The sequence below is a fragment of the Streptomyces sp. NBC_01750 genome, assembly GCF_035918095.1.
Lineage (GTDB): Bacteria > Actinomycetota > Actinomycetes > Streptomycetales > Streptomycetaceae > Streptomyces.
In genome coordinates this window covers 8,031,268-8,052,874 of sequence record NZ_CP109137.1, presented here as the reverse complement: position 1 = coordinate 8,052,874, position 21,607 = coordinate 8,031,268, and the positions used below count along the sequence as shown (strand labels likewise).

Genomic DNA, 21,607 nt, shown 5'->3' with positions numbered 1-21,607 from the left:
CAGCGCGGGCTGAGGAAGGGAGGTCTCCCGTACTGCCGCGTAGATACCGCGGACCGGCTCGGGACCGCGGACCTTGCGTACGACGACACCGGGGTGCCGGTTTCCCAGTCCGGTTTCCCAGTCCGATGAGAGGCATCAGGCTGATGCCCGGGGCCCGCGGCGACGAAGCCCTGCGCCGTGGCGTAGTCCTCGCTCTCCGCCACGGCGCGGGCGCCGACCCGGCGCCGCGTCCCGAGGTAAGGGCCGTAGCCGTTGAAGCAACTGACCGACCAGACAGTTCATGCAACAATGCTCCGGCGGCCGCTACCCGTCAGTAACGTAACCGCCCCATCCCCCGCCATGCCCTGCCCAGCCGTCCGCGAAGGCACACCGCGATGTCGTACTACCCTCCCCCGCCCTCATACCCTGAGCAGCCAGGACAACCCCACCACTCCTGGCAGGCGCCACCCCCGCCCACCGACCCCCGCCGCGAGATACGCGCACTGAGCGCCGCGTACCAGCGGCTGCGCCGTGTGGCGAGCCTGACCGCCCTCGGGTACTTCGTGGTGTTCCTCCTGCTCTCCGCGTATCTGCCGGGGCTGATGACCACCAAGATCACCGGTGGTCTCACCATCGCCCTCATGCTCGGCCTGATCCAGCTCCCGGTGACCCTCGTAGCCGTCGCCGCGTACGAGAAGTCCGCGCGCCGACGAGTCGACCCGCTCGCCGAAGCCGTACGTCTCCAGGCCGACCCGACCACCGAGGGAGCACGCCGATGAGCGGATTCGGCTCCGATGCCCAGACCATGTCCTTCGTCGCGTTCATCGCGGTGACCACAGTGACCCTGCTGCTGTGCGTGATGACCGGGCCCGACCGCGAGGACCTGGACGAGTTCTACACCGGCTACCGCTCCCTGACCCCCATGCAGAGTGGCCTCGCCATCGCCGGCGACTACATCTCCGCCGCGAGCGTGCTGGGCACCATCGGCGTCATCTCGCTGGTGGGCCAGGACGGTCTCGTCCTCGCACTCAGCACCGCGCTCTCCCTGGTGCTGCTGATGTTCCTGCTGGCCGAACCCCTGCGTAACGCGGGCCGGTTCACCATGGGCGACGTACTCACCCGCCGCGCCCCGAGTCCTGCCGTCCGCATCACCGCGTGCCTCGTCACGCTCACCGCACTCTTCCCGCTGCTGATCTTCCAGCTTGCGGGCGCCGGCGATCTGCTGGCCTTCGTCCTTGGCATGGACTCTGCCGGTTTCAAGACCATCTCCATCGTGATTCTCGGCCTGCTGATGATCATCTACGCGGCCATCGGCGGTATGAAGGGCACCGCCTTCATCCAGATCGTCAAGACCGTGGTGCTGTTCGCCGCGGCGATCGCCATCGCCTCGCTCATCCTGAACCGCTTCGACTTCAGCATCCCCTCTCTGCTGGACGCCGCGGCACGCGGAAGCGGTGCGGGCGACGGGTATCTCGCACCCGGGCTCCAGTTCGGCGGCGACGGACTCGACATGATCAGCGCCCAGCTGACCGTCGTCCTCGGCGCTGCGTGCCTGCCGCACATCACGATGCGTATGTTCAGCTCCCGCAGCGCGCCCGCCGTGCGGCGTTCCATGTCCTGGGCAGTCTCCACTGTCGTCATCATGTGTGTGCTCAGCGCAGTGATCGGCTTCGGAGCCGCCGCGATCGTCGGCCACGAGGGCATCACGGCCGCCGATCCGCAGGGCAAGACCTCGGTCCTGCTGGTCAGCCAGGCCATCATGGGCACCGAGGTGTCCACCTTCGAGACGCTGCTGTTCACGGCGATGGCCACCGCGATCTTCCTGACGCTGCTGGCCTCCGTCGCCGGCATCACGCTCGCCTGTGCCAACACGCTCGCCCACGACCTCATCACACACGGTCTGCTGCGCAAGCGGGCGCTGCATGGCAGCACCGAGATGACGATCGCCCGCTCGACGGCCGCGGCAGTCGGTCTTGCCGCGATCTTCTTCGCGGCGGGCTCACGGCATGTGAATCTGCAGGCGATGGTCACCCTGTCCTTCTGCCTGGGCGCCTCGGCGGTCGCACCCGCGCTCGTCTACAGCCTCTTCTGGCGGCAGTACAACCGCAGCGGGCTGCTGAGCACACTCATCGCCGGCGCGCTGAGCGTCGTAGTTTTCATCACCGGCACCACACTCGTCTCCGGGTCCCCCCAAGCCATCTTCCCGGACGACGACTTCACCTGGTTCCCGTACACCACCACGGGCCTCGTCTCCATCCCGGTCGGATTCCTCGCCGGCTGGCTCGGCACCGTGCTCACCCGCAACAGCACGAGGCGCGGCGGCCTGCCGGAGTACGACTACGACGCGGTCGAGGCTTCCATCCTTGCCGACGCCGCACCCCTGGCCGACGCCGCACCGCCCCGTGGATGATCACCGGTGACAGCGCGACAGCGTCGCGCGCCCAAGAATCGGAGTCGTACCCATGGCACGCACTTTCACAGTTTCGGACAGCATCGTCATCGACGCCGACGCGTCGACGATCTACCGGCAGGTCAGCAATCCGTCGCTGATGGGCCGGTGGAGTCCCGAGAACTGCGGCGCGACGGTACGCGACGACGGTGAGCAGGCGTACGTGGGTATGGTCTTCGACGGTTCCAACAAGCGAGGAGCCCTGCGCTGGACGACCCGGTGCACAGTGACCGCGGCCGATCCCGCTGAGCGGTTCGCCTTCCGGGTGCACGCCATAGGCAAGCGCCGGCCGGTGGTGCCCGGCCGCATCGCCTCCTGGGAGTACCGCTTCGAGGTGGTCGACGGCGGGACCCTGGTGACGGAGACATGGACCGACGACCGGCGGTCCTGGCCCGACTTCCTGGCCCATGCGTTCGACAAGGCCGCGACCCGCGGGCAGAGGTTCGCCGACTTCCAGCGCGGGAACATCCGGACCACGTTGCGCAATCTCAAGACGGCGATGGAGCAAACGGCCGGCTGACCGGCATCGTCGCCCTCCTCCGACAGGGGGAGGGCTCGACCTCAGCCGGTGGAGAGCCCGGCCGCGGAGCTCGCCAGCGCGTCCAGCACCGGCCGGAACAGCGGGTGCAGCTCCGCTCCGCGGCGTACGGCGGCGAACACCCGGCGGGTCGCGGCCGGGCCCGCCACCGGTCGTACGACCGTGTCCTTGTGTTCCATCCCGCGCAGCGCCGAGCGCGGCACCAGCGCCACTCCCGCGCCGGCCCCGGCCAGCGCGACAACGGCCCGGAAGTCGTCCGACGAGTGCACCAGACGGGGCTGGAATCCGGCGAGTTCGCAGGCGAGCAGCACCATGTCGTGGCAGGGGTTGCCGGGGTACGGGCCGATCCAGTCGCTGTCCGCGAGCTCGGCGAGCTCCACACGCTCGCCCGCGGCGAGAGGGTGGTCGGCACGCAGGACTGCGTCGAAAGGCTCCGCGTACAGAGAGACACGGGCCAGCCGCCGATCACCCTCGCCGGGGGCGCCCCGGTACTCCACCGCGACGGCCAGGTCCGCCTCGCCGTCGAGCACCAGTGGCAGGCTCTCGTCGCCCTCCGCGTCCCGCACCCGTACCCGGATGTCCGGGTGGTCCGCGGCGAGGCGCCCTATGGCCGGGGCGACGACCTCGGCGATGCCCGTGGCGAACGCGGCGACGGTGACCTCACCGGCCACGCCGCCCGCGTAGGCCGCGAGCTCCGCCTCGGCCCGCTCCAGCTGGGCGAGCACGGCATGGGTGTGGGCCAGCAGGATCTCTCCCGCAGCTGTCAGCCGTACGCCCCTGCCGCTGCGGATCAGCAGGGCGTGGCCGGTCTCCTGCTCGAGCGCGTTGAGCTGCTGGGAGACGGCCGAAGGAGTGAGGTACAGCGCGGAAGCCGCGGCGGTCACCGTTCGGTGGTCCGCCACGGCCCGCAGGATACGCAGCCGCCGGGGGTCGATCACCAGGCCATTTTGCCAGCCTCTGTCAGCCCTTCAGCGCCTGGCGTGCGTCGATGAAGGCGGCGACGGCACGCTCCACGTCCTCGGTGGAGTGCGCGGCGGAGAGCTGGACCCGGATCCGGGCCTGGCCCATCGGGACGACGGGGTACGAGAAGCCGATGACGTACACGCCGCGCTCCAGCAGGAGTTCGGCCATCCGGCCGGCCTCTGCGGCGTCGCCGATCATGACGGGGGCGATGGCGTGGTCGCCGGGCAGGATGTCGAAACCCGCCTCGGTCATCTTCGTACGGAAGAGGGCGGTGTTCGCGTTCAGCCGCTCGCGCAGGTCGCCGGCGGACTCCAGCAGGTCGAGGACCTTGAGGGAGGCGGCGGCGATCACCGGAGCGAGGGAGTTGGAGAAGAGGTACGGGCGGGAGCGCTGGCGGAGCAGGGCGACGATCTCGGCGCGGGCGGCGACATAGCCGCCGGACGCTCCGCCGAGCGCCTTGCCGAGGGTGCCGGTGATGATGTCGACGCGGTCCATGACACCGTGCAGCTCGGGGGTGCCGCGGCCGCCGGGGCCCACGAAACCGACGGCGTGCGAATCGTCGACCATGACCATCGCGTCGTAGCGGTCGGCGAGGTCGCAGATCTCGGCGAGCGGAGCGACATAGCCGTCCATGGAGAAGACGCCGTCGGTGACGATGAGGCGGCGGCGGGCGTCCTGAGTCTGCTTGAGCTGCTGCTCCAGGTCGGCGAGGTCGCGGTTGGCGTAGCGGTGGCGGCGGGCCTTGGAGAGCCGGATGCCGTCGATGATGCTGGCGTGGTTGAGGGCGTCGGAGATCACCGTGTCCTCGGGGCCGAGGATGGTCTCGAAGACACCGCCGTTGGCGTCGAAGCAGGAGGAGTAGAGGATCGTGTCCTCCTGGCCGAGAAACGCGGACAGGCGCGCCTCGAGCTCCTTGTGAACGTCCTGGGTGCCGCAGATGAAGCGGACGGAGGCCATGCCATAGCCCCATCGGTCCAGCGCTTGCTTGGCGGCGGCGACGACCTCGGGGTGGTCGGCGAGGCCGAGGTAGTTGTTGGCGCAGAAGTTGAGCACGTCACCGGTAGCGACGGACACGGAGGCGCTCTGCGGGGTGCCGATGACGCGCTCGGGCTTGTAGAGACCGGCGGCGCGGATCTCGTCGATGGTGGTACGGAGATCGTCGCGGACGGACGCGTACATGGTGGGGCTCCTTAGGAAAAGCTCGGACGAAAGGCTCAGACGGTCCAGTCGAGGATGATCTTGCCGCTGCGGGCGGTGGCGGCCTCGTCGAAGGCCGCGTCGAAGTCCTGGTAGCCGTAGCTGCCGGTGATCACCGGGCTGAGGTCCAGTCCGCCCTCGAGCAGAACGGTCATCGCGTACCAGGTCTCGAACATCTCGCGACCGTAGATCCCCTTGATCGTGATCATCGAGGTGACGATCTTCGACCAGTCGACGGCGAACTCCTGCGCGGGCAGGCCCAGCATCGCGATGCGTCCGCCGTGGGTCATGTTGTCGACCATGTCCCGCATGGCTTCCGGGCGGCCGGACATCTCCAGACCGATGTCGAAGCCCTCCTTGAGTCCGAGCTGCCGCTGCGCCGCGGCGATATCGCTCTGGGCGACGTTCAGCGCGAGGGTGGCGCCGGCCTTGCGGGCCAGCTGGAGCCGTGACTCGCTCACATCGGTGATCACGACATTGCGCGCGCCGGCGTGCCGGGCGACGGCGGCGGCCATGATCCCGATCGGTCCCGCGCCGGTAATCAGTACGTCCTCGCCGACCAGGGGGAAGGAGAGCGCGGTGTGCACGGCGTTCCCGAACGGGTCGAAGATCGCGGCGATGTCCAGATCGACCTTCGTCCGGTGCACCCACACATTGGAGGCGGGCAGCGCGACGTACTCGGCGAAGGCGCCGTCGCGGCCGACGCCGAGGCCGATGGTGCTGCGACACAGGTGGCGACGGCCGGCGAGACAGTTGCGGCACTTGCCGCACACCAGATGCCCCTCGCCGCTCACCACGTCGCCGACAGCGATGTCCTCGACGTCCGCACCGACGCGGGCCACTTCGCCGACGAACTCGTGGCCGAGGACGCGGGGTGTGGTGACGGCCTGCTGGGCCCAGCCGTCCCAGGACCTGATGTGCAGATCGGTGCCGCAGATCCCGGTGCGCAGCACCTTGATCAGCACATCGCCCGCGCCGGTCTCCGGCTCCGGCACGTCCATGAGCCACAGCCCGGGCTCGGCATGCTGCTTGACAAGTGCCTTCATCGGGGCGGCTCCAGGCATCGTTGCGGGACTGACCGGAGTCAGTGTCGGCAGCACCGGTCAGTGGACCTGCACCAATGTGCCCAGCTGTGACTGCTGAGTCCATCGAGGATTTCTTAAGCGGGCCAACAGCAGAGCTTCATGCAGGTCGGCCGGGTGAGAGCAGCACGGTGTACGGCGAACGGGGACCGCACAGTGTGCAAGGTTCTCGGGACTCCGGCTCCGCCCATTGGATCAGCTCCGGGTCCGGGTCGCACCTCATCCGGGGAGCGCGGCCCGTGCTGCCCAGCTGTACCGGCCACGCTCACGAGCGGGCGGATCAGGCCCATCGCCCATCCGGTCGTCCGCCGATCCGGCCCTCCGCCGAGACCTGGCCCCTGCCCGCACGGCTTGCCTGTCGAGCCGTGCGGTGTGCTTCAGTCGATCCCGCGGACGCTCCGGGCGTGGTCAGCCGTGCCGCCCGGCTGACGCGGAACGCGCGCGTCGAGAAGATCGGGAAGGTGAGCCGTGGACGTTCCGGTCCTGCGCTCGGCCAGGGCTTTGAGCTGCTCGCGCAATCGCTGGTTCTCGGTGTACAGATCGGCGAGCGCCCTGACCTTCGTACGCACCACCCATGGATCGACGGGCTTGACCAGGAGGTCGGAGACGCCGAGGCTGTAGGCGCGCGCGGCCAGTTCGTCGTCTCTGCCCAGTCCGGTCATCAGCACGACAGGCAGATTCCTGGTGTGATCCAGTCGTTTGAGATAGGCGAGCACCTCCAAGCCGTCCATCTGCGGCATGACGACGTCGAGGATGACCACTGCGATACCGCCGCGCAGAACGGTCTTCAGTGCTTCGTCCCCACTGAGCGCGCGTACCACCGGACGCCCCAGAGGGCGTAACAGGCTCTCTATCGCGAAGAGGTTGTCCTCGCGGTCGTCCACCACAAGGATCTTCAAGACACAGCCCGCATCCCTAGTGCCTCCCTCGTCAGGTGGCCACATCAGCGTACGCCGCACGCTGCGGCGGGGACGGCCCCGTCCGTGTCCTTCGGCTCCCGCGGGGCTTCGGGGGTAGAGGCAGTATGAAGCCTCGGGCCGCCGAAGCACCCGGCGTGGAGGCGCCGTTGTTGGCCCGACGCTCCCGAACCGGGCTTTCGTCATCGCATCTGTCACCCCATCAGCCACCCAATCCCCTCCTGCTACTGAGGCCCCAACCCGCCCGGCCGGATCGCGCCGCTGCCCTCGGGACCGGGCCGGGACGAACAGCGTCAGCTCCGCGGGGGATCTCCGGTGGCGCCGTCGATCAGCTCGCGCACGATGTCCTTATGCCCCGCATGCCGTGCCGTCTCCTCGAGCGTGTGGATGAGCACCCAGCGCATCGCACCGCCCGCAATCGCCGTCAGGCCATGGGGCCGGCCTTCCTGAACCGCAGTCGCGTCATGAGAGCGCGACCGTAAGGATTCCGGCGCACCGGCAGCAGCCGCGCGCCCCTCGGGACGGCCCCCGGGACCGTCCGGGACTCGGTCGTGGGGACGGGGCGCGGAGCGGGGCGGAGCTCTCGCGCCTCCCGCAGCGCCTCGGCCAGGCTCACCCGGTGCCAGAGAATCTCATCCCGATGGTCCGCCAGGAGCAGCCGCTCCACCACTTCGCGCGCCGCCTGCGACTCCGGGCGCCCGGGGACGAGTTCGGGCCGGAGCACGCGCAGATGTGAGCGTTCGTACGGGTCGGTCGCCACCTCGGCCACCGTGACCGGGTCGAGCACGGAAGCAATCGCTGCCGCACGCTCCCACGGATCCGCGGTCCTGCGCAGCAGCAGCCCAAGAGTCCGCCCCCGCCAGTTGCGTGCGCGCCGGTCCTCACCCGCGTCCAGCACGGCTCGCAGCGCCGGCGGGGTTCTGCCGCTGAGGAGGCCGGGGTGGGCGAGGGCGAACTGGCGGAGCTCTTCCGCCAGATAGAGCCAGACGACCGCGCGGTAGCGGTTCAGATAGAACCGGACCGGGGTGAAGTGGCCCGTGCGGGCGAGCCGGGCGAAGCGCGCCGGGCTGATCGAAATGAGCCGCGTGCCTTCCACCGTACCGACGGTCCGAACCCGCTCCCGCAGTGCGCCCGGGAATCCTTCCTTCCCTCGCAGCCGGTCGATCTCCCGCTGCTCGATCCTCGGCGGGCCTCCGCTCGGGCCGGGTGTCGTACGGATGTAACCCAGCTGGATCGCGAGATCGAACTCGCCGCGCTTCAGATCCAGTTCCTGAAGGGCACGGCCCGGCGCCAGGCCAGGCGCAGCCGCTGCTTTCACCGTCATGACGGTCTCCCCCGTGAGGTGTGAATACTCTCGGTGACGACCGTAGCCCGAACCAAGCACATTCCGCCGGACCTGTGGATAACCACGGACCGGCCGCTGTCGAGCTTGGGTTCCCGCAGCTCAGCGGGTGCCGCTGCCCGGCTGCCTGGCGGCGACGCCCAGATGCTCGCCGACCCGGTTGACCATCAGCGTCATCTCGTATGCCACCAGGCCGACGTCGGCGTCGGCGGAGCTGAGTACGCACAGGCAGCTTCCGTCGCCCGCCGCAGTGACGAAGAGCAGGGCCTCATCGAACTCGACCATGGTCTGGCGTGCCTTGCCGGCCCTGAAATGGCGTCCCGAACCCCGGGCGAGCGAGTGCAGACCGGAAGAGACCGCGGCGAGGTGTTCCGCGTCCTCCCGCGCCAGTCCCGTGCTGGCCCCCGTCACCAGGCCGTCGTTGGACAGCACCAGTGCGTGCCGTATGTGTTCGATCCTCTTGGTCAGGTCGTCCAGAAGCCAGTCGAGTCCCTTGTCCAACGCCATGTTGGTCCTCCCCGTTCATACGTTCCCCGTGACCCCGCTGTTGTCCGTTAGCCTTTCGTACGAGAGGCGGCACGGCAAGGTGCGACTAGCCGACCGAATCCAGCAGCCGGGCCGTATGCATCCGCCCTGCGTACTCGACGAGTCGTACGAGCACCTCCTTTCCCGAGTCCCGGTCGCGCGCATCGCAGAGCACCACAGGAGTCCCTCGTTCCAGGTCGAGAGCGCATGAGACTTCGTGCGCGCCGTAGGTGCGGGCGCCTGCGAAGCAGTTGACAGCGACGACGAAGGGGATCCGGCGGTGTTCGAAGAAATCGACGGCCGGGAAGCAGTCCACGAGGCGCCGGGTGTCCGCGAGGACGACGGCTCCCAGCGCTCCCTGGGAAAGCTCGTCCCACAGAAACCAGAAACGGTCCTGCCCCGGAGTCCCGAACAGGTAGAGGGACAGACCCGAGCGGATGGTGATACGTCCAAAATCCATGGCGACGGTCGTGGTGGACTTCTTGTCCACTCCCCCGGTGTCGTCAATCGTGCTCCCCGCCTGGCTCAGCTGTTCCTCCGTACGCAGAGGACGTATCTCACTGACCGCGCCGACCAGGGTGGTCTTGCCGACGCCGAAACCGCCGGCGACGAGTATTTTCAGCGCGAGGTCGGTCGTCTCCCCGCCAGTATTTTCAGAGCTCTCGGAAGCCATGTCACTTCTCTCAAGAGTGAGCCCAAGATATCTGGCCCGCCCATGAAGCACGCAGGTCAGAAAGGTCTTTGAGGTCTCGGGTCAGCCAATTAAGCGGTGGTCCATGCCAGTACGCGATCAGCATGGCAAGCGCGCCCCTGTCCCGGGCGAAGGGATCGCATTTAGAGCGTTGTGACTGATAGGGGTCCACTCGATGCCCGAATCAGCACGCAATTCGATCCCGTCCCGGCGGGGCACGGATAGATATTCGCCGGCGGCCGCGGCCCCCGGTGCCGAGGATCGGATCATGGCCACTTTCCTGGTGACCGAGCGTCTGGCCCCTCGCCCGTTCAGCGAGGCCGACGTGGACCATCTGCTCGACCTCGACAACGATCCCGAGGTCATGCGTTTCATCAACGGAGGCCGGCCGACGACGCGGGAAGCGGTCCGTGCCGAGTCGCTGCCGCGGTTTCTTCATCACTGTCCGTCTCTCGACAACCGCGTCTTCCGGGCGACCGAGGAGCGGACCACGAAGGAGTTTCTGGGCTGGTTCGTCTTCCGGCCACTGGACGACCACAGCAGTGCGGTGGTCGAACTCGGCTACCGGCTCGGCTCGGCGGCATGGGGCCGCGGCCATGCGACGGAAGGCTCGCGCGCGCTGATCCATAAGGGCTTCTCCGAACTCGGCGTGGAGCGGGTGATCGCGAACACGATGACGGTCAACGCCCGTTCGCGCCGCGTGATGGAGAAGGTGGGGCTCACCTTCGTCCGGACCTTCTTCGCGGACATCATCGAGGCTCCGAGCTCGGCGCTGTCGAGTACGGGCTGACCAGGGCGGACTGGGAGCTGAGCACGACGCCTTGAGCGGCTGGAGCGGGTGGAGCGGCTTCATGGGGGTCAGCAGGTTCAGCGGGTTCAGCGGCTAGAGAGCCCGCAGGCCGTCGATCACCTCCCTGAGGATCCTCTCGTCGGGCAGCTGCGCCGGTGGTACGGGACGGCTGACCCTGACATGGCCCGCTTCGAGCAGATCGCCGAGGAGGACGCGTACGACACCGACGGGCAGATCGGCGTCGGCAGCGAGTTCCGCGACGGACTGGGTCTCGCAGCGGCAGAGGGTGAGCAGCGCGCGGTGCTCGGGCCCGAGGAGAGACTCCTCGGCCGGCCCGGGTGCGTCGGCGGCGATATCGACGAGGGCGATGAGGTCGAACCGTACGTTGCCGGGGCCCGGCTTGGTCCGTCCGCCGGTCATCGCGTACGGGCGGACGAGCGGGCCTGCGTCGGCGTCGTACCACTGGCTGCCGCTCAAATCGGCGATGTCGGTCACGTCATTCACGTCGTCACGTCGCGGTGATGCGCGGCGGGGTGCGCAGATGCTCGCCGACGCGCTTGACAAGGCGGGCCATCTCGTAGGCGATCAGGCCGATGTCTCCGACGACAGAGGTGAGCACCGCGAGGCAGGAGCCGTCTCCCGCGGCCGCCACGAAGAGGAAGCCGTCGTCCATCTCGACCATCGTCTGCCGTACGCCGCCGGCGTGGAAATGGTGCCCCGCGCCCTTGGCCAGGCTGTGGAATCCGGAGGCGACGGCGGCCAGATGCTCGGCGTCCTCGCGGGTCAGCGCTGTCGACGCGCCGACCGGTAGGCCGTCGTTGGAAAGCACGACCGCGTGGCGGACTTCGCCGACCCGCAGTACGAGGTCGTCCAGCAGCCAGTCGAGGTCACCGAAAGTGTGGCGGACTGCGGCTGGCTCGTGCTCGGTCATGCTTCGTCTCCTTCGCTGCCGGGGGCGGCCGTGCCGGGGGCGGCGCCGCCGCCCCGGGTCCAGCCGTTGCGGTACGCGGTCATGCGGTCCCGTACCTGTTCGGGGGTGCGTTGCGGGCTGTCGTCGGCACCTGCCGCGAGATCCTGCGCCTCCTCGGCCTTGCGCTCCTCGCGCAGTTGCGGGACGAGGTGCGCCTGCCTGACCCGGCGCGGCAGTTCGCCGTCCGCGGTCTGCGGCGCAGCGCCGCGCAGGCGCAGCGCGGTGACGCCGGGCGGGACGCGGTGCTCGGCAGGCGATTCGAGTACCGGTCTGGGCGCCATCGCCGGGACGGGAGTGACGGTGGTGCGCGCGGCGGGCCCGATGGGCGCGGCGGGCCCGGTGCGCGCGGCCACGGATGTGCCGTCACCGGGGCCCGGGTCGCCATGGTTGCCCGGCGGGGCCGAGAGGGCGCTCTGCAGCAGCGGGGTGGGAAGCAGCACCACCGCGGTGGTACCGCCGTACGGCGAGGTGCGCAGCTGGACCTTGATCTCCCGGCGGAAGGCGAGCCTGCTGACGACGAAGAGGCCGAGCCGGTCACTGTCGAAGAGGTCGAGTGATTCGGACTCCGCCAGTCTGCGGTTGGCTTCGGCGAGGACCTCCTTGCCCATGCCGAGGCCGCGGTCCTCGATCTCGAGGACGTAGCCGTTGCCGACGGGTTCGCCGCTGATGCGCACCTTGGTGTGCGGCGGAGAGAACTGCGCGGCGTTCTCGACGAGTTCGGCGAGCAGATGGGTGACGTCGGCGACGGCCGTTCCGGCAATGGCGGTCTCGGGCAGTTGCCGCACCTCCACGCGCGCGTAGTCCTCGATTTCGGAGACGGCGGCCCGTACGACGCTGGTCAGGGGGACAGGCATACGCCAGGCGCGCCCCGGCGCCGCGCCGGACAGGATGATCAGGCTCTCGGCGTGCCGCCGCATACGGGTGGTGAGGTGGTCGAGGCGGAAGAGGTCGCCGAGTTCGTTCGGATCGTCGGCGCGGCGCTCCATGGTGTCGAGCAGCGCGAGCTGGCGGTGGACCAGGATTTGGCTGCGGCGCGCGAGGTTGACGAAGACCCCGGAGATGCTGCCGGCAAGTTCGGCGCGTTCGACGGCGGCACTCAGCGCGGCGCGGTGGACGGTTGCGAGTGCCTCGCCGACTTGGCCGATCTCGTCCTCGGCGGGGCGTCCTGACGGGGCTTCGGCCTGGATGTCGATCTCTTCGCCGGTGCGCAGCCGGCGCATGGCCTGAGGCAGTTTGTGCCGGGCGATCCCGAGTGCGGTGTTGCGCAGGCTGATCAGTTCCACGACGAGGGCACGGCCGATGCGTACGGAGATGACCAGGGAGGCGACGACGGCGGCGAGTCCGAGGAGCACGGCAGCTCCGGCCGGGGTGAGGATGCTGTTGGCTACCGGGTCGGACCGGTCCGCAGCGGCGTCGCGGGCGTCCGTCTCGATGGCGCGCACTCCGTCACCGACGGCCGAGTGCGCCTTGTCCCAGGCTTCGGCCGGGACGATTTGTGCCGCCTGACGGCCTGAGAGCGCGGCGAGCACCTTGTCCTCGGCCGCCTGAAGCTGCCGGTAGGGGCTCTGCGCGGTAAGGGCTCGCCAGGCGGCGCGTTCGGGGCCGCGCAGATCGATGACAGCCGATTCGGCGAGGCTCCGCCGCGTCCAGACGGCTCCGGTGAACAGCCGCTGCCGCTGAACGCCGAGGGACTTGGTGAGCTGCGCGGACGTGAGCAGTGCGTCCTCCCGGGCGAGCATCTCGCCGGCCCGGGCGAACTCCAGAAGGACGCGGGCATCGGTGCCGGGTCCGGTGTCCTGGACGCCGGTGAGTGCGCCCGAGACGTTGAACGCGGCGGCGATGGCGGCGGTGTACTGCTCGTATGTCGCGTCCCAGGTGGCCTTGCGGCCGAGGACGGACGTACGCAGGGTGCGCAGTTCCTCGGCACGGGTGACGAATTCGTCGAGGCGTCCCGCGACGGCGGCCGGCATGTCGCCGCCTGCGGCGACGGTGTGCTCGCCGTCGAGATACAGCTCCTTCACGGCGCCGTCGGTGCGCCGGGCTTCCTGCTGGAGTGCGGCCGCACGCTCGTCGGCCGGTGCCGCCACCTGGCGTACCGCTGCGCGCCGTTCGGCTTGCAGCGCAGCGACGGCGGCGGCGACGGGTCCCCGTACCTGGGTGTCGACGTGCTCCAGCCGGCGCAGCCGCGACACGTCCTGGGCGGTGGTGACCGTGGCGAATCCCCAGAGCGCGAGCAACGAGACGACGGGCACCATCAGCAGAGAGATGATCTTCGCGCGTACGGTTCCGGGTCGCAGCAGCCATCGTCCGCCGGTGTCGGCCGGGGGCTGGGGTGCGTCGGTCGGTAGCACCTGTCCGGTGTGTTCGACGGCGGGCCGGCCGGCGTGTGCGCGTCGTCCGCGGGCTGCCGCCGGGGGCGCGGGTGGCAGTGGGGGCGGGGGCGTGGTGTCGGCGCCCGAAGTCCTGCGGGGTGTGCGCATGGCCTCCTCGTTCCGGGTACGGGTCTGGGAGTGGGGCGGCAGCCGGGCCGGCTAGGCGGTGGCGGTCGTGGTGGTGCTCGCGGGACTGGCGGTGGTCGAGGGTTCGGTCGCCGGCCCGGGGTCGGCTGTGGATGCGGTCGGCAGCCCGTCCGAGTTGTGGGCGGCGTACTCGCGTGCTGTCGGGGAGAGCGCCACGAAGGCGGCGGTGACGAAGAGGTACGACCCGAGGCCGACGGCGAGGGGGAAGATGAACTGCATCGCCGCGGCCCCGGGCAGTTCGACACCGGAAGGAGCGACCCGCACGCTGACGGCGAGCATTCCGGTGTAGTGCATGCTGCTGACCGCCGCTCCCATCACCAGCGAGGCGACGGCGACCGCGACCGGTGACTTGATGTTGAGCGCCGCCCACAGGGCCGCGGTCGCAGCGACCACGGCGATGACGACGGAGAGCGCGACGAGCAGCGGGTCGTAGCGCACCGAGCCGTGCAGCCGCAGGGCAGCCATGCCCAGGTAGTGCATGCTGGCCACGCCGAGCCCCGTGGTGAGGCCGCCGATCAGCAGTGCCGTGACGCGGTCACGCCCGAAACCGACACAGAAGACGCCGGCGCCGACGACAAGCATGGCGACGAGCAGACTGAGGATGGTCAGTGGCACGTTGTAGTGGATGTCGGTGCCGGTGACGGCGAAGCCGAGCATCGCGACGAAGTGCATCGTCCAGATGCCGGTGCCGATCGCGGACGCGGCGGTGATCAGCCAATTGCGGCGGGAGCGGCCACTCGTGCCGAGCGCTCGTACGGTGCAGCGCAGCCCGAGGGCGGCGCCGACGACGGCCATCGCGTACGACAGCACGGGTGTCAGTAGGCCGAAAGCGGCGTGGTCCAGATGTCCCATGGCTCTGGGACGCTAGACCCCAAGGGGGCGCGCGCTGGGGGCGCATTTCGAAAGCTGATGGAATATGACAGAGAGATGTTTCAGAACGATCGTGCAGCGCTCGAACATGTGCGCCGTACGGTCGCCCATTCGCTGAGGGATCATGTCCTCATGGCCGACGACCACGCACATGTGCAGGAGTTCTTCGGCGTCCGCGCCGCTGACTGGGACGCGCGCTTCCCCGACGACGGGCCGGCCTACACCGCCGCCGTCGCCGAGATGGGGCTGCGCCCCGGCGACGCAGTGCTCGACGCGGGCTGCGGCACCGGCCGCGCCCTGGCTCCCCTGCGGTCGGCCGTGGGAGCGCGGGGCACGGTAATCGGTGCCGATCTGACGCCCGCGATGCTGGAGGTAGCGGTGCGCGGGGGGCGCCGGAGCAGCGGACTGCTGCTGCTCGCCGATGTGGCCCGGCTGCCGCTGCGCGACGAATCGCTCGACGCCGTGTTCGCTGCCGGCCTCATCGCCCATCTTCCGCAACCGGATGTGAATCTGCGGGAGCTGGCGCGGGTCGTGCGACCGGGCGGCAGGCTCGCGCTGTTCCACCCCATCGGCAGGGCGGCGCTGGCCGCCCGCCAGGGCCGGCAGGTCACCGAGGCCGATCTGCGCGCCGAGCCCAGCCTCCGCCCGCTGCTGGCCGGTTCGGGATGGCGGATGACCTCGTACGTGGACGAGGACGCCCGCTTCCTGGCCCTGGCGGTCCGCCAGGGCTGATCCTCAGGACTGAACCGTCAGGACTGAGGCATCAGGACCGAGGCGTCGGGACCGCGGTCCGCCAGAACTGAACCGCCGGCGACCGCCCGTACGAATGCCGCCGGGTTGTCGAACATGACGTTGTGACCGGCGTCCGGGACGGTCAGCACTCGTACTCCACAGGCCACCAGCTCCTCGTGGCCGGGGAGTTCACCGCTTCGCGCACCCTGCAGATATGTGCGGTCCAGCGGCAGATCCATGAGCATCCGGCGCATCGTGGGGCGGGTACCTGTCATCAGTCCGATCGCACTGCGGTGCAGGGCGAGCGGGTCCGCCAGACGCATGGTCGCCGACCAGACAGGGCCGACCCGCTCGAGCACGCGCGCGAAGCCGCCGCCGCGGACGAACTCCTCCTCTCCGTACGTGGCGATTCCGCTGCCGCCCGGCGTCACCGGCGGGTTCGGGTCGAGATTGCCCTCCGTGACCACCAGCCGTGCCACCAGATCCGGGCGCCGGTACGCGAGCACGATCGCGACCGCACCGCCCATGCTGTGCCCGACGAGCTCCGCGCCGCGCACACCGGCCGCCTCGAGTGCGGCGGCGAGTGCGGCCGCGTGGTCCTCCAGCGTGTAGCCGAAGTCCGCCGGCCGGTCGCTGAGGCCGTGTCCGGGCAGATCGACGAAGAGCGAGCGGCGGCCGGCCAGTGCCGGGTGGGCGGCGATATGCGCGTGGTACGCCGACGAAACCGCGCCGAGCCCATGCACAAACACCCTCGGCGGTCCCTCGCCCGCCGCCTCCGTCCAGCGAATGAGGCTGCCCCGCGCGTCGAATCGAGCCTGTCGCACTGTCACTCTCCCCTGTTCTTCGACGCCGTTGCATCGTCGATGCCGTAACGCGTCGGTGTCGTGCTCTCCGCCTGCTTCGCACCCAGCATACATCGGCACCGAGGTATAGCGATAGCGAGGTACACCGAACATGCGGCAGAATGCGGGCATGCTCGAGCTCGCCATCCTCGGTTTTCTCTGCGACACCCCGCTCCACGGCTATGAACTGCGCAAACGCATCACCGCGCTGACCGGCCACGTGCGGCCGGTCGCCGAGAGCACGCTGTATCCCGCGATCAAACGGCTCGAGAAGTCAGGTCTGCTGGCGCGCGAGACCCAGCCCGGATCGGTCGCCGCGCCCCGCCATGTCCTGAGCCTCACCGAGGACGGGCGGCGTGAGCTGCTGCGCCGGCTCGCAGAGCCCGTGCAGAGCGAAATCACCGATGAGAACCGGTGGTTCACCCTGCTCGCGTTCCTGCGGCATCTGGAGGACGCCGAGGCGCAGGCGGCCGTACTGCGGCGGCGGCTGGAGTTCCTGGAGGAGCCGGCCAGCTTCTTCTACGAGGATGAACGCCCCCTGCGCGCCGAGGAGTTGGACGATCCGTTCCGCCGCGGCATGCTCACGATCGCCCGCGCCACCAGTGAGGCGGAACTGAAGTGGTTGCGGACCACGATCCGCTCGCTCGCCCCGGGGCACTGACTCCGGGCGCACGGCACGGGCCGTTCCCCTTTGGTCGCCGCAGGTCCAACTCCTGGCAGGGATGCAAGACTTGAAAGATTGGTGGCAACCGCCGCCCTGGAGAAAGGTGGTCCGGTGTTCAGCAGACTCCGTGGGCTCCGCAAGCTCCTTGCACACCGCCCGGACGAAGCGCCGGCCGCACGACCTCCGGTGCGGCAGCACAACATCTTCGAGGCCGCGGCAGTCTATGTGTCCGGCTGCGCGGAGGACGATCAGGAGCAGGTCGACGAGGCGGTGACCTGGGTGTCCCCGGAGGCGCTCTCCTTCGGGGTCAGCGAACTGGCCTGCCGCGCGGTCATCGCCCTCGCCCGCGAGCGGGACGAGTCTCCGCAGACCGTGGCGCGCAGTCTGCTCGGCCTGCCCGCCGCCTGACGTCGCAACCGGACAGGTCGTAGCGGACGATGGGCCTCTGCCGGGCTCAGGCCCGTGCGCTCGGCATGGGCGAGCCGCTCCTTGACCTCGCGCAGGGTTCGCGGCCGATAGCCGGGGCCGCAGCAGCAGCCCTGCCGCAAGCGCGGGCCCGCGCCGAGCACGGCCGACAGCGCACGCCGGCCCGCGATGTCCCGGCGGCGCGGAACGGCGAGTGCGGAGCCGGCGTTCCGAAGCGGGCCGCCGCACCGCGGGCAGAGACCGGTGCGGACCCTGCGACAGCCGGGCGCCTTCTTGAAGGAAGCACGGCAAGGCAGGCAGCTGAAGTGCGACGCGGATCCGGCCATGGCGCGATGCTGGGACCCCGGAGCGGAAACAGGCCGAACCATTTTCGTGCCGTGAACTCTCGACGTCCGGGTTACCCACTGGTTATGGTGCGCCGACGAACGATCGGATGGGGGAGGGTGCTGTGGCCGGGACGAACGATGCCGTCGACGAGGACGCGCTCTATGTGCTGACCGCGGTGCTGCTGACGCCGGCGCAGTTCCCGAGCGTGCTCGGCGACGACTTCCCGGCGGCGTGCGCGGTGCTGGGCCTCGAGCCGTACGCCGAGGGGTACGGGCTCGTGCTCGGCCAGGACTCCGACGGAGCCAGGTGGACGGTCGTCGTGGACGACGTGTCGCTCGTCGCGGTCGCCATCGCGTCCTGGGACTGCGGCATGGAGTACGACCTGTCGCCCGGCGAGCGCACGGTGGTCGCCGCGCTGCCCGGGTGGCCGCTGGCCGTCGCGGTCGCCGCGCCGGGCGTGCCCGCGCCGCACGATCCGGCGCCCGAGGAAGGCGACCGGCCGCCCCTGGCGCCGCCCGACGCCGACTCCTGGGGGCCGGCGCAGCGGCGGCTCGGGGCGGACGAAATCGCGCTCCAGTGGGCGGAGTGGCGGCAACAGATCGGCGACGACGAGGCGTTCGGCAAACCGACGGCCTCGGACACTGCGGACACATCGGACATCTCGAAGACGTCCGGCCCGCCCGCCGGCGAGCCGAAAGAGACTCATGAGGGGGTGCGGCGGGCGCTGAAGGAGGCTCATGGCTATGTGGATTCGGCCCCGCCGGCCGGGCGGGTCCGCTCCAGCTTCGCCCCGGGCGGGGCGCGGACCCTGCGCGCCGACGGCCCAGGCTGGTCCATGGTCGCCAGGACCGACGACATCGCGTTCGTCCTGCTGGACGAAGAGCCGCGCGAGGTGCTGCCGGTGGGCCGCGGGCCGCAGCTGCCGGGACTGCTGGAGTCGCTCGACAAGATCGCCGTACGCCCGGCCTGAGCCCGGCCATCAGCGGCATGCGATCAGCGCGGAGGATCGCGAGCCCCCCTCCCCCTCGTCTTGAGCGTCATACTCACAGCGGCCCGATCGAGCGGGCCGACGGCTCACGGGACTACGGGGAGGACGCGGCATGCCGGACAGTGCAGTGGAGCGGCAGGACGGGCTGGTCGAATGCCGGGCGATCGGCAGGGTCGTCGGCGGCCGCGATGCGGTGGAGGACGACGACTGGGGGCTGGAGAGCGCGGTGATCCGGCTCGACAGCACGCAGTTCGGGCCGGAGGCGCTGTACGGTCTCGAGCAGTTCTCGCATCTGGAGATCGTGTACCACTTCGACCGGGTCGCTCCGGAGAAGATCCAGACGGGCGCCCGTCATCCGCGGGGCAATACGGACTGGCCGCTGGTCGGGATCTTCGCGCAGCGCGGGAAGAACCGGCCCAACCGGCTGGGCGTTTCACGCTGCCGTCTGGTGAAGGTCGACGGTCTCGAGGTATCGGTGACGGGGCTGGACGCGGTGGACGGCACGCCGGTCATCGACATCAAGCCGTATATGGCGGAGTTCGGCCCGATCGGCGAGACGGTGCAGCCGCAGTGGTCGGTGGAACTGATGCGCGACTACTACTGACAGGCTGCATGAGCTGAGGGAGGCAGTGCGTGGACCGTACGACCGGTACACCCGCTGCCGGCTTCGCGCTCTAGACCCGTTCGAGCGGCCGGTGCGGTCCGTCCGGCACTTCCACGGCGATCATGTCTCCGGGCCTGACCACTCCGCCGGCCCTGACAATTCCCATGATCCCGGCCTTGAGCACGATGCCACCCGCTTCGTCACGGCCGACGACCTGCTTGAGCAGTCCGTCCTGGAAGATGTCGATCTGCAGGCACGGATTGCGCAGGCCGGTGACCTCCACGACCGCTTCCTCGCCGAGCCGCAGCACCGTGCCGGTGGGCAGCGCGAGAAGATCGATGCCGCTGGTGGTGATGTTCTCGCCGAGGTCGCCGGGGCCGACCTCGAAACCGGCCGCCGCCACCTCGTCGAAGAGCTCCTGGTGGATGAGGTGGACCTGGCGCAGATTCGGCCGGGTGGGGTCCTGCGCGATCCGGGAGCGGTGCTTGACCGTCACCCCCGCGTGAACGTCCCCCTCCACCCCGAGCCCGGCCAGCAGTGTGATGCTACCGCGGTTCGGCTTGGTGAATGAGTACTCGCCGTTGCTGCTGACCTTCGTGACTGCCGCGCTCATGGAACGGAGCCCCCTCCCGTGCCGGTGATCGTTTCCGATCCTATCCCGGCACGGTCAGGGGACTTCGGGTCAGCGTCCGATCTCCTTGCGGGAGATACGGCGGAGCCTGCGGCGCTGGCTGGGGTCGAGCGTCAGATACGCCACCGCGGGCACACCCAGCACCACCAGCAGCGACAGCCAGAATCCGATCAGCGGCCACAGGAGCAGGCCTACGGCCACTCCACCAATCACGATCTTTGTACGTGTCGACATCTCGACGCCTCCTTCGCGGCCGTGGCCGCTCCTGCGGTGAGAACGCGCGAGCGGCCGTGGCCGCTCCTGCGGTGAGAACGCGCGCGCACGCCTCACGGTTCCACTATGCGTCGCTGCGCAGCGGTTCGCCGACCTCGCGCATATGACTCAGTGCCTGGCGGTACGAGTCGAGGAGACAGGTCTCGGTGTAGGTGATGCCGAGCGAGCGGCAGTGGGCGCGCACCAGCGGCTGGGCGAGCCGCAGGTGGGGGCGTGGCATGCTCGGGAAGAGGTGGTGCTCGATCTGGTAGTTCAGGCCCCCGAGGAACCAGTCCGTCACCGGCCCGCCGCGGACGTTGCGAGAGGTGAGGACCTGTCGGCGCAGATGGCCCCAGCGCCGGCCGCTCTCCTCGTCGGGCATCTCCATCCCCTTGTGGTTCGGCGCGAAGGCCATGCCGAGATGGAGGCCGAGAAGCATCTGGTGAATGAGCGCGAAGACGACGGCCTTGCCCACGGACATGGTGGTCAGCAGCAAGGTGACGTACGCGGCGGCATGGGTGAGGAGCAGCAGGCCCTCGACGGCGCGCTCGCGGGTCGTCTGACGGGCACCTGCCTCCCTGGAGAAGACGGCGCGGAATCCGTAGATCTTCAGGGCGATGCCTTCGAGGGTGGTGAGCGGGAAGAACAGCCAGGACTGGTGCCGGGTGAGCCAGCCACGGAAACCGACGCGGCCCCTGGCCTGCTTCTGTGTGAAGACCAGGATGTCGGCCGCGACGTCCGGGTCCTTCTCGATGTGGTTGGGGTTGGCGTGGTGCCGGTTGTGCTTGTCGTTCCACCATTCCTGGCTCATGCCGAGGAGCAGATTGGCGTGGATGAGCTGAATGATCCGGCTCTTGCGGCGGTCGCCGGTGATCTGGGCGTGCCCGGCGTCATGACCGAAGAAGGCGGTACGGGCGGACAGAACGGCCAGCAGTGGTGCGAGCAGCAGCACCCACCACGAGCCACCGAGCAGAGCCATGCCGGTGACCAGGGCGGTGATGCCGAGGAGATTCACGGTGATGCCACGGGCGTACCAGCCGGTGCGGCGCTCCAGGAGACCCTGCTCCTTCACGGTCCGCAGGAGCGGCGCGAATTCGCTCCCTGCGCCACTCGCCGCGCGGCCGCCGGAGGCTGTTGGCGCTGGTGCGGGGGCCGCAAGAGTGACGGTGGCCTGGGGCATGACGGTCTCCGGTCTGTTGGGCCGTGCGCTGACTGCGCTCACTGCGCTGACCTGAGAAAACGTATGTATCAGTGACCCTTGACGAACATGGCGCCACCACCCGGACACGGCTGGGGCCAGCCCGTGGCG

At 69.6% G+C, this 21,607-nt stretch carries 25 protein-coding genes; 9 read left to right on the top strand and 16 right to left on the bottom strand.

Features of this window, described 5'->3' with window-relative positions; genetic code table 11:
• Window positions 1–374 precede the first annotated feature (374 nt).
• Genes OG966_RS36480 through OG966_RS36470 form a run of 3 tightly spaced genes read left to right on the top strand, consistent with a single transcriptional unit; the run spans window position 375 to window position 2,948 of the window.
• Entirely contained in the window at window positions 375–758 is a 384-nt protein-coding gene (locus OG966_RS36480) for a DUF485 domain-containing protein (protein WP_326654357.1), read from the top strand.
• Entirely contained in the window at window positions 755–2,389 is a 1,635-nt protein-coding gene (locus tag OG966_RS36475; protein WP_326654356.1) for a sodium/solute symporter, read from the top strand. The genes OG966_RS36480 and OG966_RS36475 overlap by 4 nt, the downstream gene beginning before the upstream one ends.
• A gap of 52 nt (window positions 2,390–2,441) precedes the next feature.
• Window positions 2,442–2,948 (top strand): SRPBCC family protein, encoded by a 507-nt coding sequence (locus OG966_RS36470; RefSeq protein ID WP_326654354.1) that lies wholly within the window; start codon window positions 2,442–2,444, stop codon window positions 2,946–2,948.
• A gap of 41 nt (window positions 2,949–2,989) precedes the next feature.
• Here the strand turns inward: OG966_RS36470 and OG966_RS36465 are convergent, their stop codons facing one another.
• The 8 genes from OG966_RS36465 to OG966_RS36430 form a co-directional block, all read right to left on the bottom strand.
• A complete protein-coding gene (locus tag OG966_RS36465; protein ID WP_326654353.1) occupies window positions 2,990–3,904 on the bottom strand; it encodes a LysR family transcriptional regulator in 915 nt (304 codons plus the stop codon).
• 22 nt (window positions 3,905–3,926) lie between these two features.
• Window positions 3,927–5,108 (bottom strand): glycine C-acetyltransferase, encoded by a 1,182-nt coding sequence (locus OG966_RS36460; protein WP_326654352.1) that lies wholly within the window; start codon window positions 5,106–5,108, stop codon window positions 3,927–3,929.
• Between the two features lie 35 nt (window positions 5,109–5,143).
• Window positions 5,144–6,172, bottom strand: coding sequence for an L-threonine 3-dehydrogenase (gene tdh, locus OG966_RS36455; RefSeq protein WP_326654351.1), 1,029 nt, complete (start codon window positions 6,170–6,172; stop codon window positions 5,144–5,146).
• 413 nt (window positions 6,173–6,585) lie between these two features.
• On the bottom strand, window positions 6,586–7,107 hold the full coding sequence (locus OG966_RS36450; protein WP_326654350.1) for a response regulator: 522 nt from the start codon (window positions 7,105–7,107) through the stop codon (window positions 6,586–6,588).
• A 311-nt stretch (window positions 7,108–7,418) separates the two neighbouring features.
• Window positions 7,419–7,553 (bottom strand): mycothiol transferase, encoded by a 135-nt coding sequence (locus tag OG966_RS36445; protein ID WP_326655516.1) that lies wholly within the window; start codon window positions 7,551–7,553, stop codon window positions 7,419–7,421.
• Entirely contained in the window at window positions 7,550–8,449 is a 900-nt protein-coding gene (locus OG966_RS36440) for a DUF6397 family protein (RefSeq protein ID WP_326654349.1), read from the bottom strand. The genes OG966_RS36445 and OG966_RS36440 overlap by 4 nt, the downstream gene beginning before the upstream one ends.
• A 120-nt stretch (window positions 8,450–8,569) precedes the next feature.
• Window positions 8,570–8,974: a roadblock/LC7 domain-containing protein gene (locus OG966_RS36435; RefSeq protein ID WP_326654348.1), complete on the bottom strand. Its 405-nt coding sequence runs from the start codon at window positions 8,972–8,974 to the stop codon at window positions 8,570–8,572.
• Window positions 8,975–9,059: 85 nt separating this feature from the next.
• Window positions 9,060–9,665 (bottom strand): GTP-binding protein, encoded by a 606-nt coding sequence (locus OG966_RS36430; RefSeq protein ID WP_326654347.1) that lies wholly within the window; start codon window positions 9,663–9,665, stop codon window positions 9,060–9,062.
• Window positions 9,666–9,951: 286 nt separating this feature from the next.
• On the opposite strand from OG966_RS36430, the gene OG966_RS36425 reads away from it, so the two are divergent.
• The gene (locus OG966_RS36425; protein WP_326654346.1) at window positions 9,952–10,473 is read left to right on the top strand and encodes a GNAT family N-acetyltransferase; all 522 of its coding nucleotides are present in this window, start codon (window positions 9,952–9,954) and stop codon (window positions 10,471–10,473) included.
• Between the two features lie 93 nt (window positions 10,474–10,566).
• Here the strand turns inward: OG966_RS36425 and OG966_RS36420 are convergent, their stop codons facing one another.
• The 4 genes from OG966_RS36420 to OG966_RS36405 are packed head-to-tail and all read right to left on the bottom strand — an operon-like array spanning window position 10,567 to window position 14,814.
• A complete protein-coding gene (locus OG966_RS36420) occupies window positions 10,567–10,977 on the bottom strand; it encodes a DUF742 domain-containing protein (protein ID WP_326654345.1) in 411 nt (136 codons plus the stop codon).
• Window positions 10,978–10,981: 4 nt separating this feature from the next.
• Window positions 10,982–11,404, bottom strand: coding sequence for a roadblock/LC7 domain-containing protein (locus OG966_RS36415; RefSeq protein WP_326654343.1), 423 nt, complete (start codon window positions 11,402–11,404; stop codon window positions 10,982–10,984).
• The gene (locus tag OG966_RS36410) at window positions 11,401–13,923 is read right to left on the bottom strand and encodes a sensor histidine kinase (protein WP_326654341.1); all 2,523 of its coding nucleotides are present in this window, start codon (window positions 13,921–13,923) and stop codon (window positions 11,401–11,403) included. The genes OG966_RS36415 and OG966_RS36410 overlap by 4 nt, the downstream gene beginning before the upstream one ends.
• Before the next feature lie 51 nt (window positions 13,924–13,974).
• Window positions 13,975–14,814 carry an MHYT domain-containing protein gene (locus tag OG966_RS36405; protein ID WP_326654340.1) on the bottom strand — a complete coding sequence of 280 codons (840 nt, stop codon included), beginning with the start codon at window positions 14,812–14,814 and terminating at the stop codon, window positions 13,975–13,977.
• A gap of 150 nt (window positions 14,815–14,964) precedes the next feature.
• Between OG966_RS36405 and OG966_RS36400 the strand changes: the two genes are divergently transcribed.
• On the top strand, window positions 14,965–15,564 hold the full coding sequence (locus OG966_RS36400; protein WP_326654339.1) for a class I SAM-dependent methyltransferase: 600 nt from the start codon (window positions 14,965–14,967) through the stop codon (window positions 15,562–15,564).
• Window positions 15,565–15,581: 17 nt separating this feature from the next.
• Here the strand turns inward: OG966_RS36400 and OG966_RS36395 are convergent, their stop codons facing one another.
• Window positions 15,582–16,388 carry an alpha/beta fold hydrolase gene (locus OG966_RS36395; protein ID WP_326654338.1) on the bottom strand — a complete coding sequence of 269 codons (807 nt, stop codon included), beginning with the start codon at window positions 16,386–16,388 and terminating at the stop codon, window positions 15,582–15,584.
• A 148-nt stretch (window positions 16,389–16,536) separates the two neighbouring features.
• On the opposite strand from OG966_RS36395, the gene OG966_RS36390 reads away from it, so the two are divergent.
• The 4 genes from OG966_RS36390 to OG966_RS36375 all read left to right on the top strand — a co-directional run bounded on the left by OG966_RS36390 (window position 16,537) and on the right by OG966_RS36375 (window position 19,415).
• Window positions 16,537–17,067, top strand: a complete 531-nt coding sequence (locus OG966_RS36390; protein ID WP_326654337.1) for a PadR family transcriptional regulator — start codon at window positions 16,537–16,539, stop codon at window positions 17,065–17,067.
• Between the two features lie 114 nt (window positions 17,068–17,181).
• Entirely contained in the window at window positions 17,182–17,478 is a 297-nt protein-coding gene (locus OG966_RS36385; RefSeq protein WP_326654335.1) for a hypothetical protein, read from the top strand.
• 466 nt (window positions 17,479–17,944) lie between these two features.
• Window positions 17,945–18,793, top strand: a complete 849-nt coding sequence (locus OG966_RS36380) for a hypothetical protein (RefSeq protein WP_326654334.1) — start codon at window positions 17,945–17,947, stop codon at window positions 18,791–18,793.
• Window positions 18,794–18,923: 130 nt separating this feature from the next.
• Window positions 18,924–19,415: an SAM-dependent methyltransferase gene (locus OG966_RS36375; RefSeq protein ID WP_326654333.1), complete on the top strand. Its 492-nt coding sequence runs from the start codon at window positions 18,924–18,926 to the stop codon at window positions 19,413–19,415.
• Window positions 19,416–19,485: 70 nt separating this feature from the next.
• Here the strand turns inward: OG966_RS36375 and OG966_RS36370 are convergent, their stop codons facing one another.
• The 3 genes from OG966_RS36370 to OG966_RS36360 form a co-directional block, all read right to left on the bottom strand.
• Entirely contained in the window at window positions 19,486–20,028 is a 543-nt protein-coding gene (locus OG966_RS36370) for an MOSC domain-containing protein (RefSeq protein ID WP_326654332.1), read from the bottom strand.
• Between the two features lie 69 nt (window positions 20,029–20,097).
• On the bottom strand, window positions 20,098–20,280 hold the full coding sequence (locus tag OG966_RS36365) for a hypothetical protein (RefSeq protein WP_108154099.1): 183 nt from the start codon (window positions 20,278–20,280) through the stop codon (window positions 20,098–20,100).
• Between the two features lie 103 nt (window positions 20,281–20,383).
• Window positions 20,384–21,478: a fatty acid desaturase family protein gene (locus OG966_RS36360; protein ID WP_326654330.1), complete on the bottom strand. Its 1,095-nt coding sequence runs from the start codon at window positions 21,476–21,478 to the stop codon at window positions 20,384–20,386.
• Window positions 21,479–21,607 lie beyond the last annotated feature (129 nt).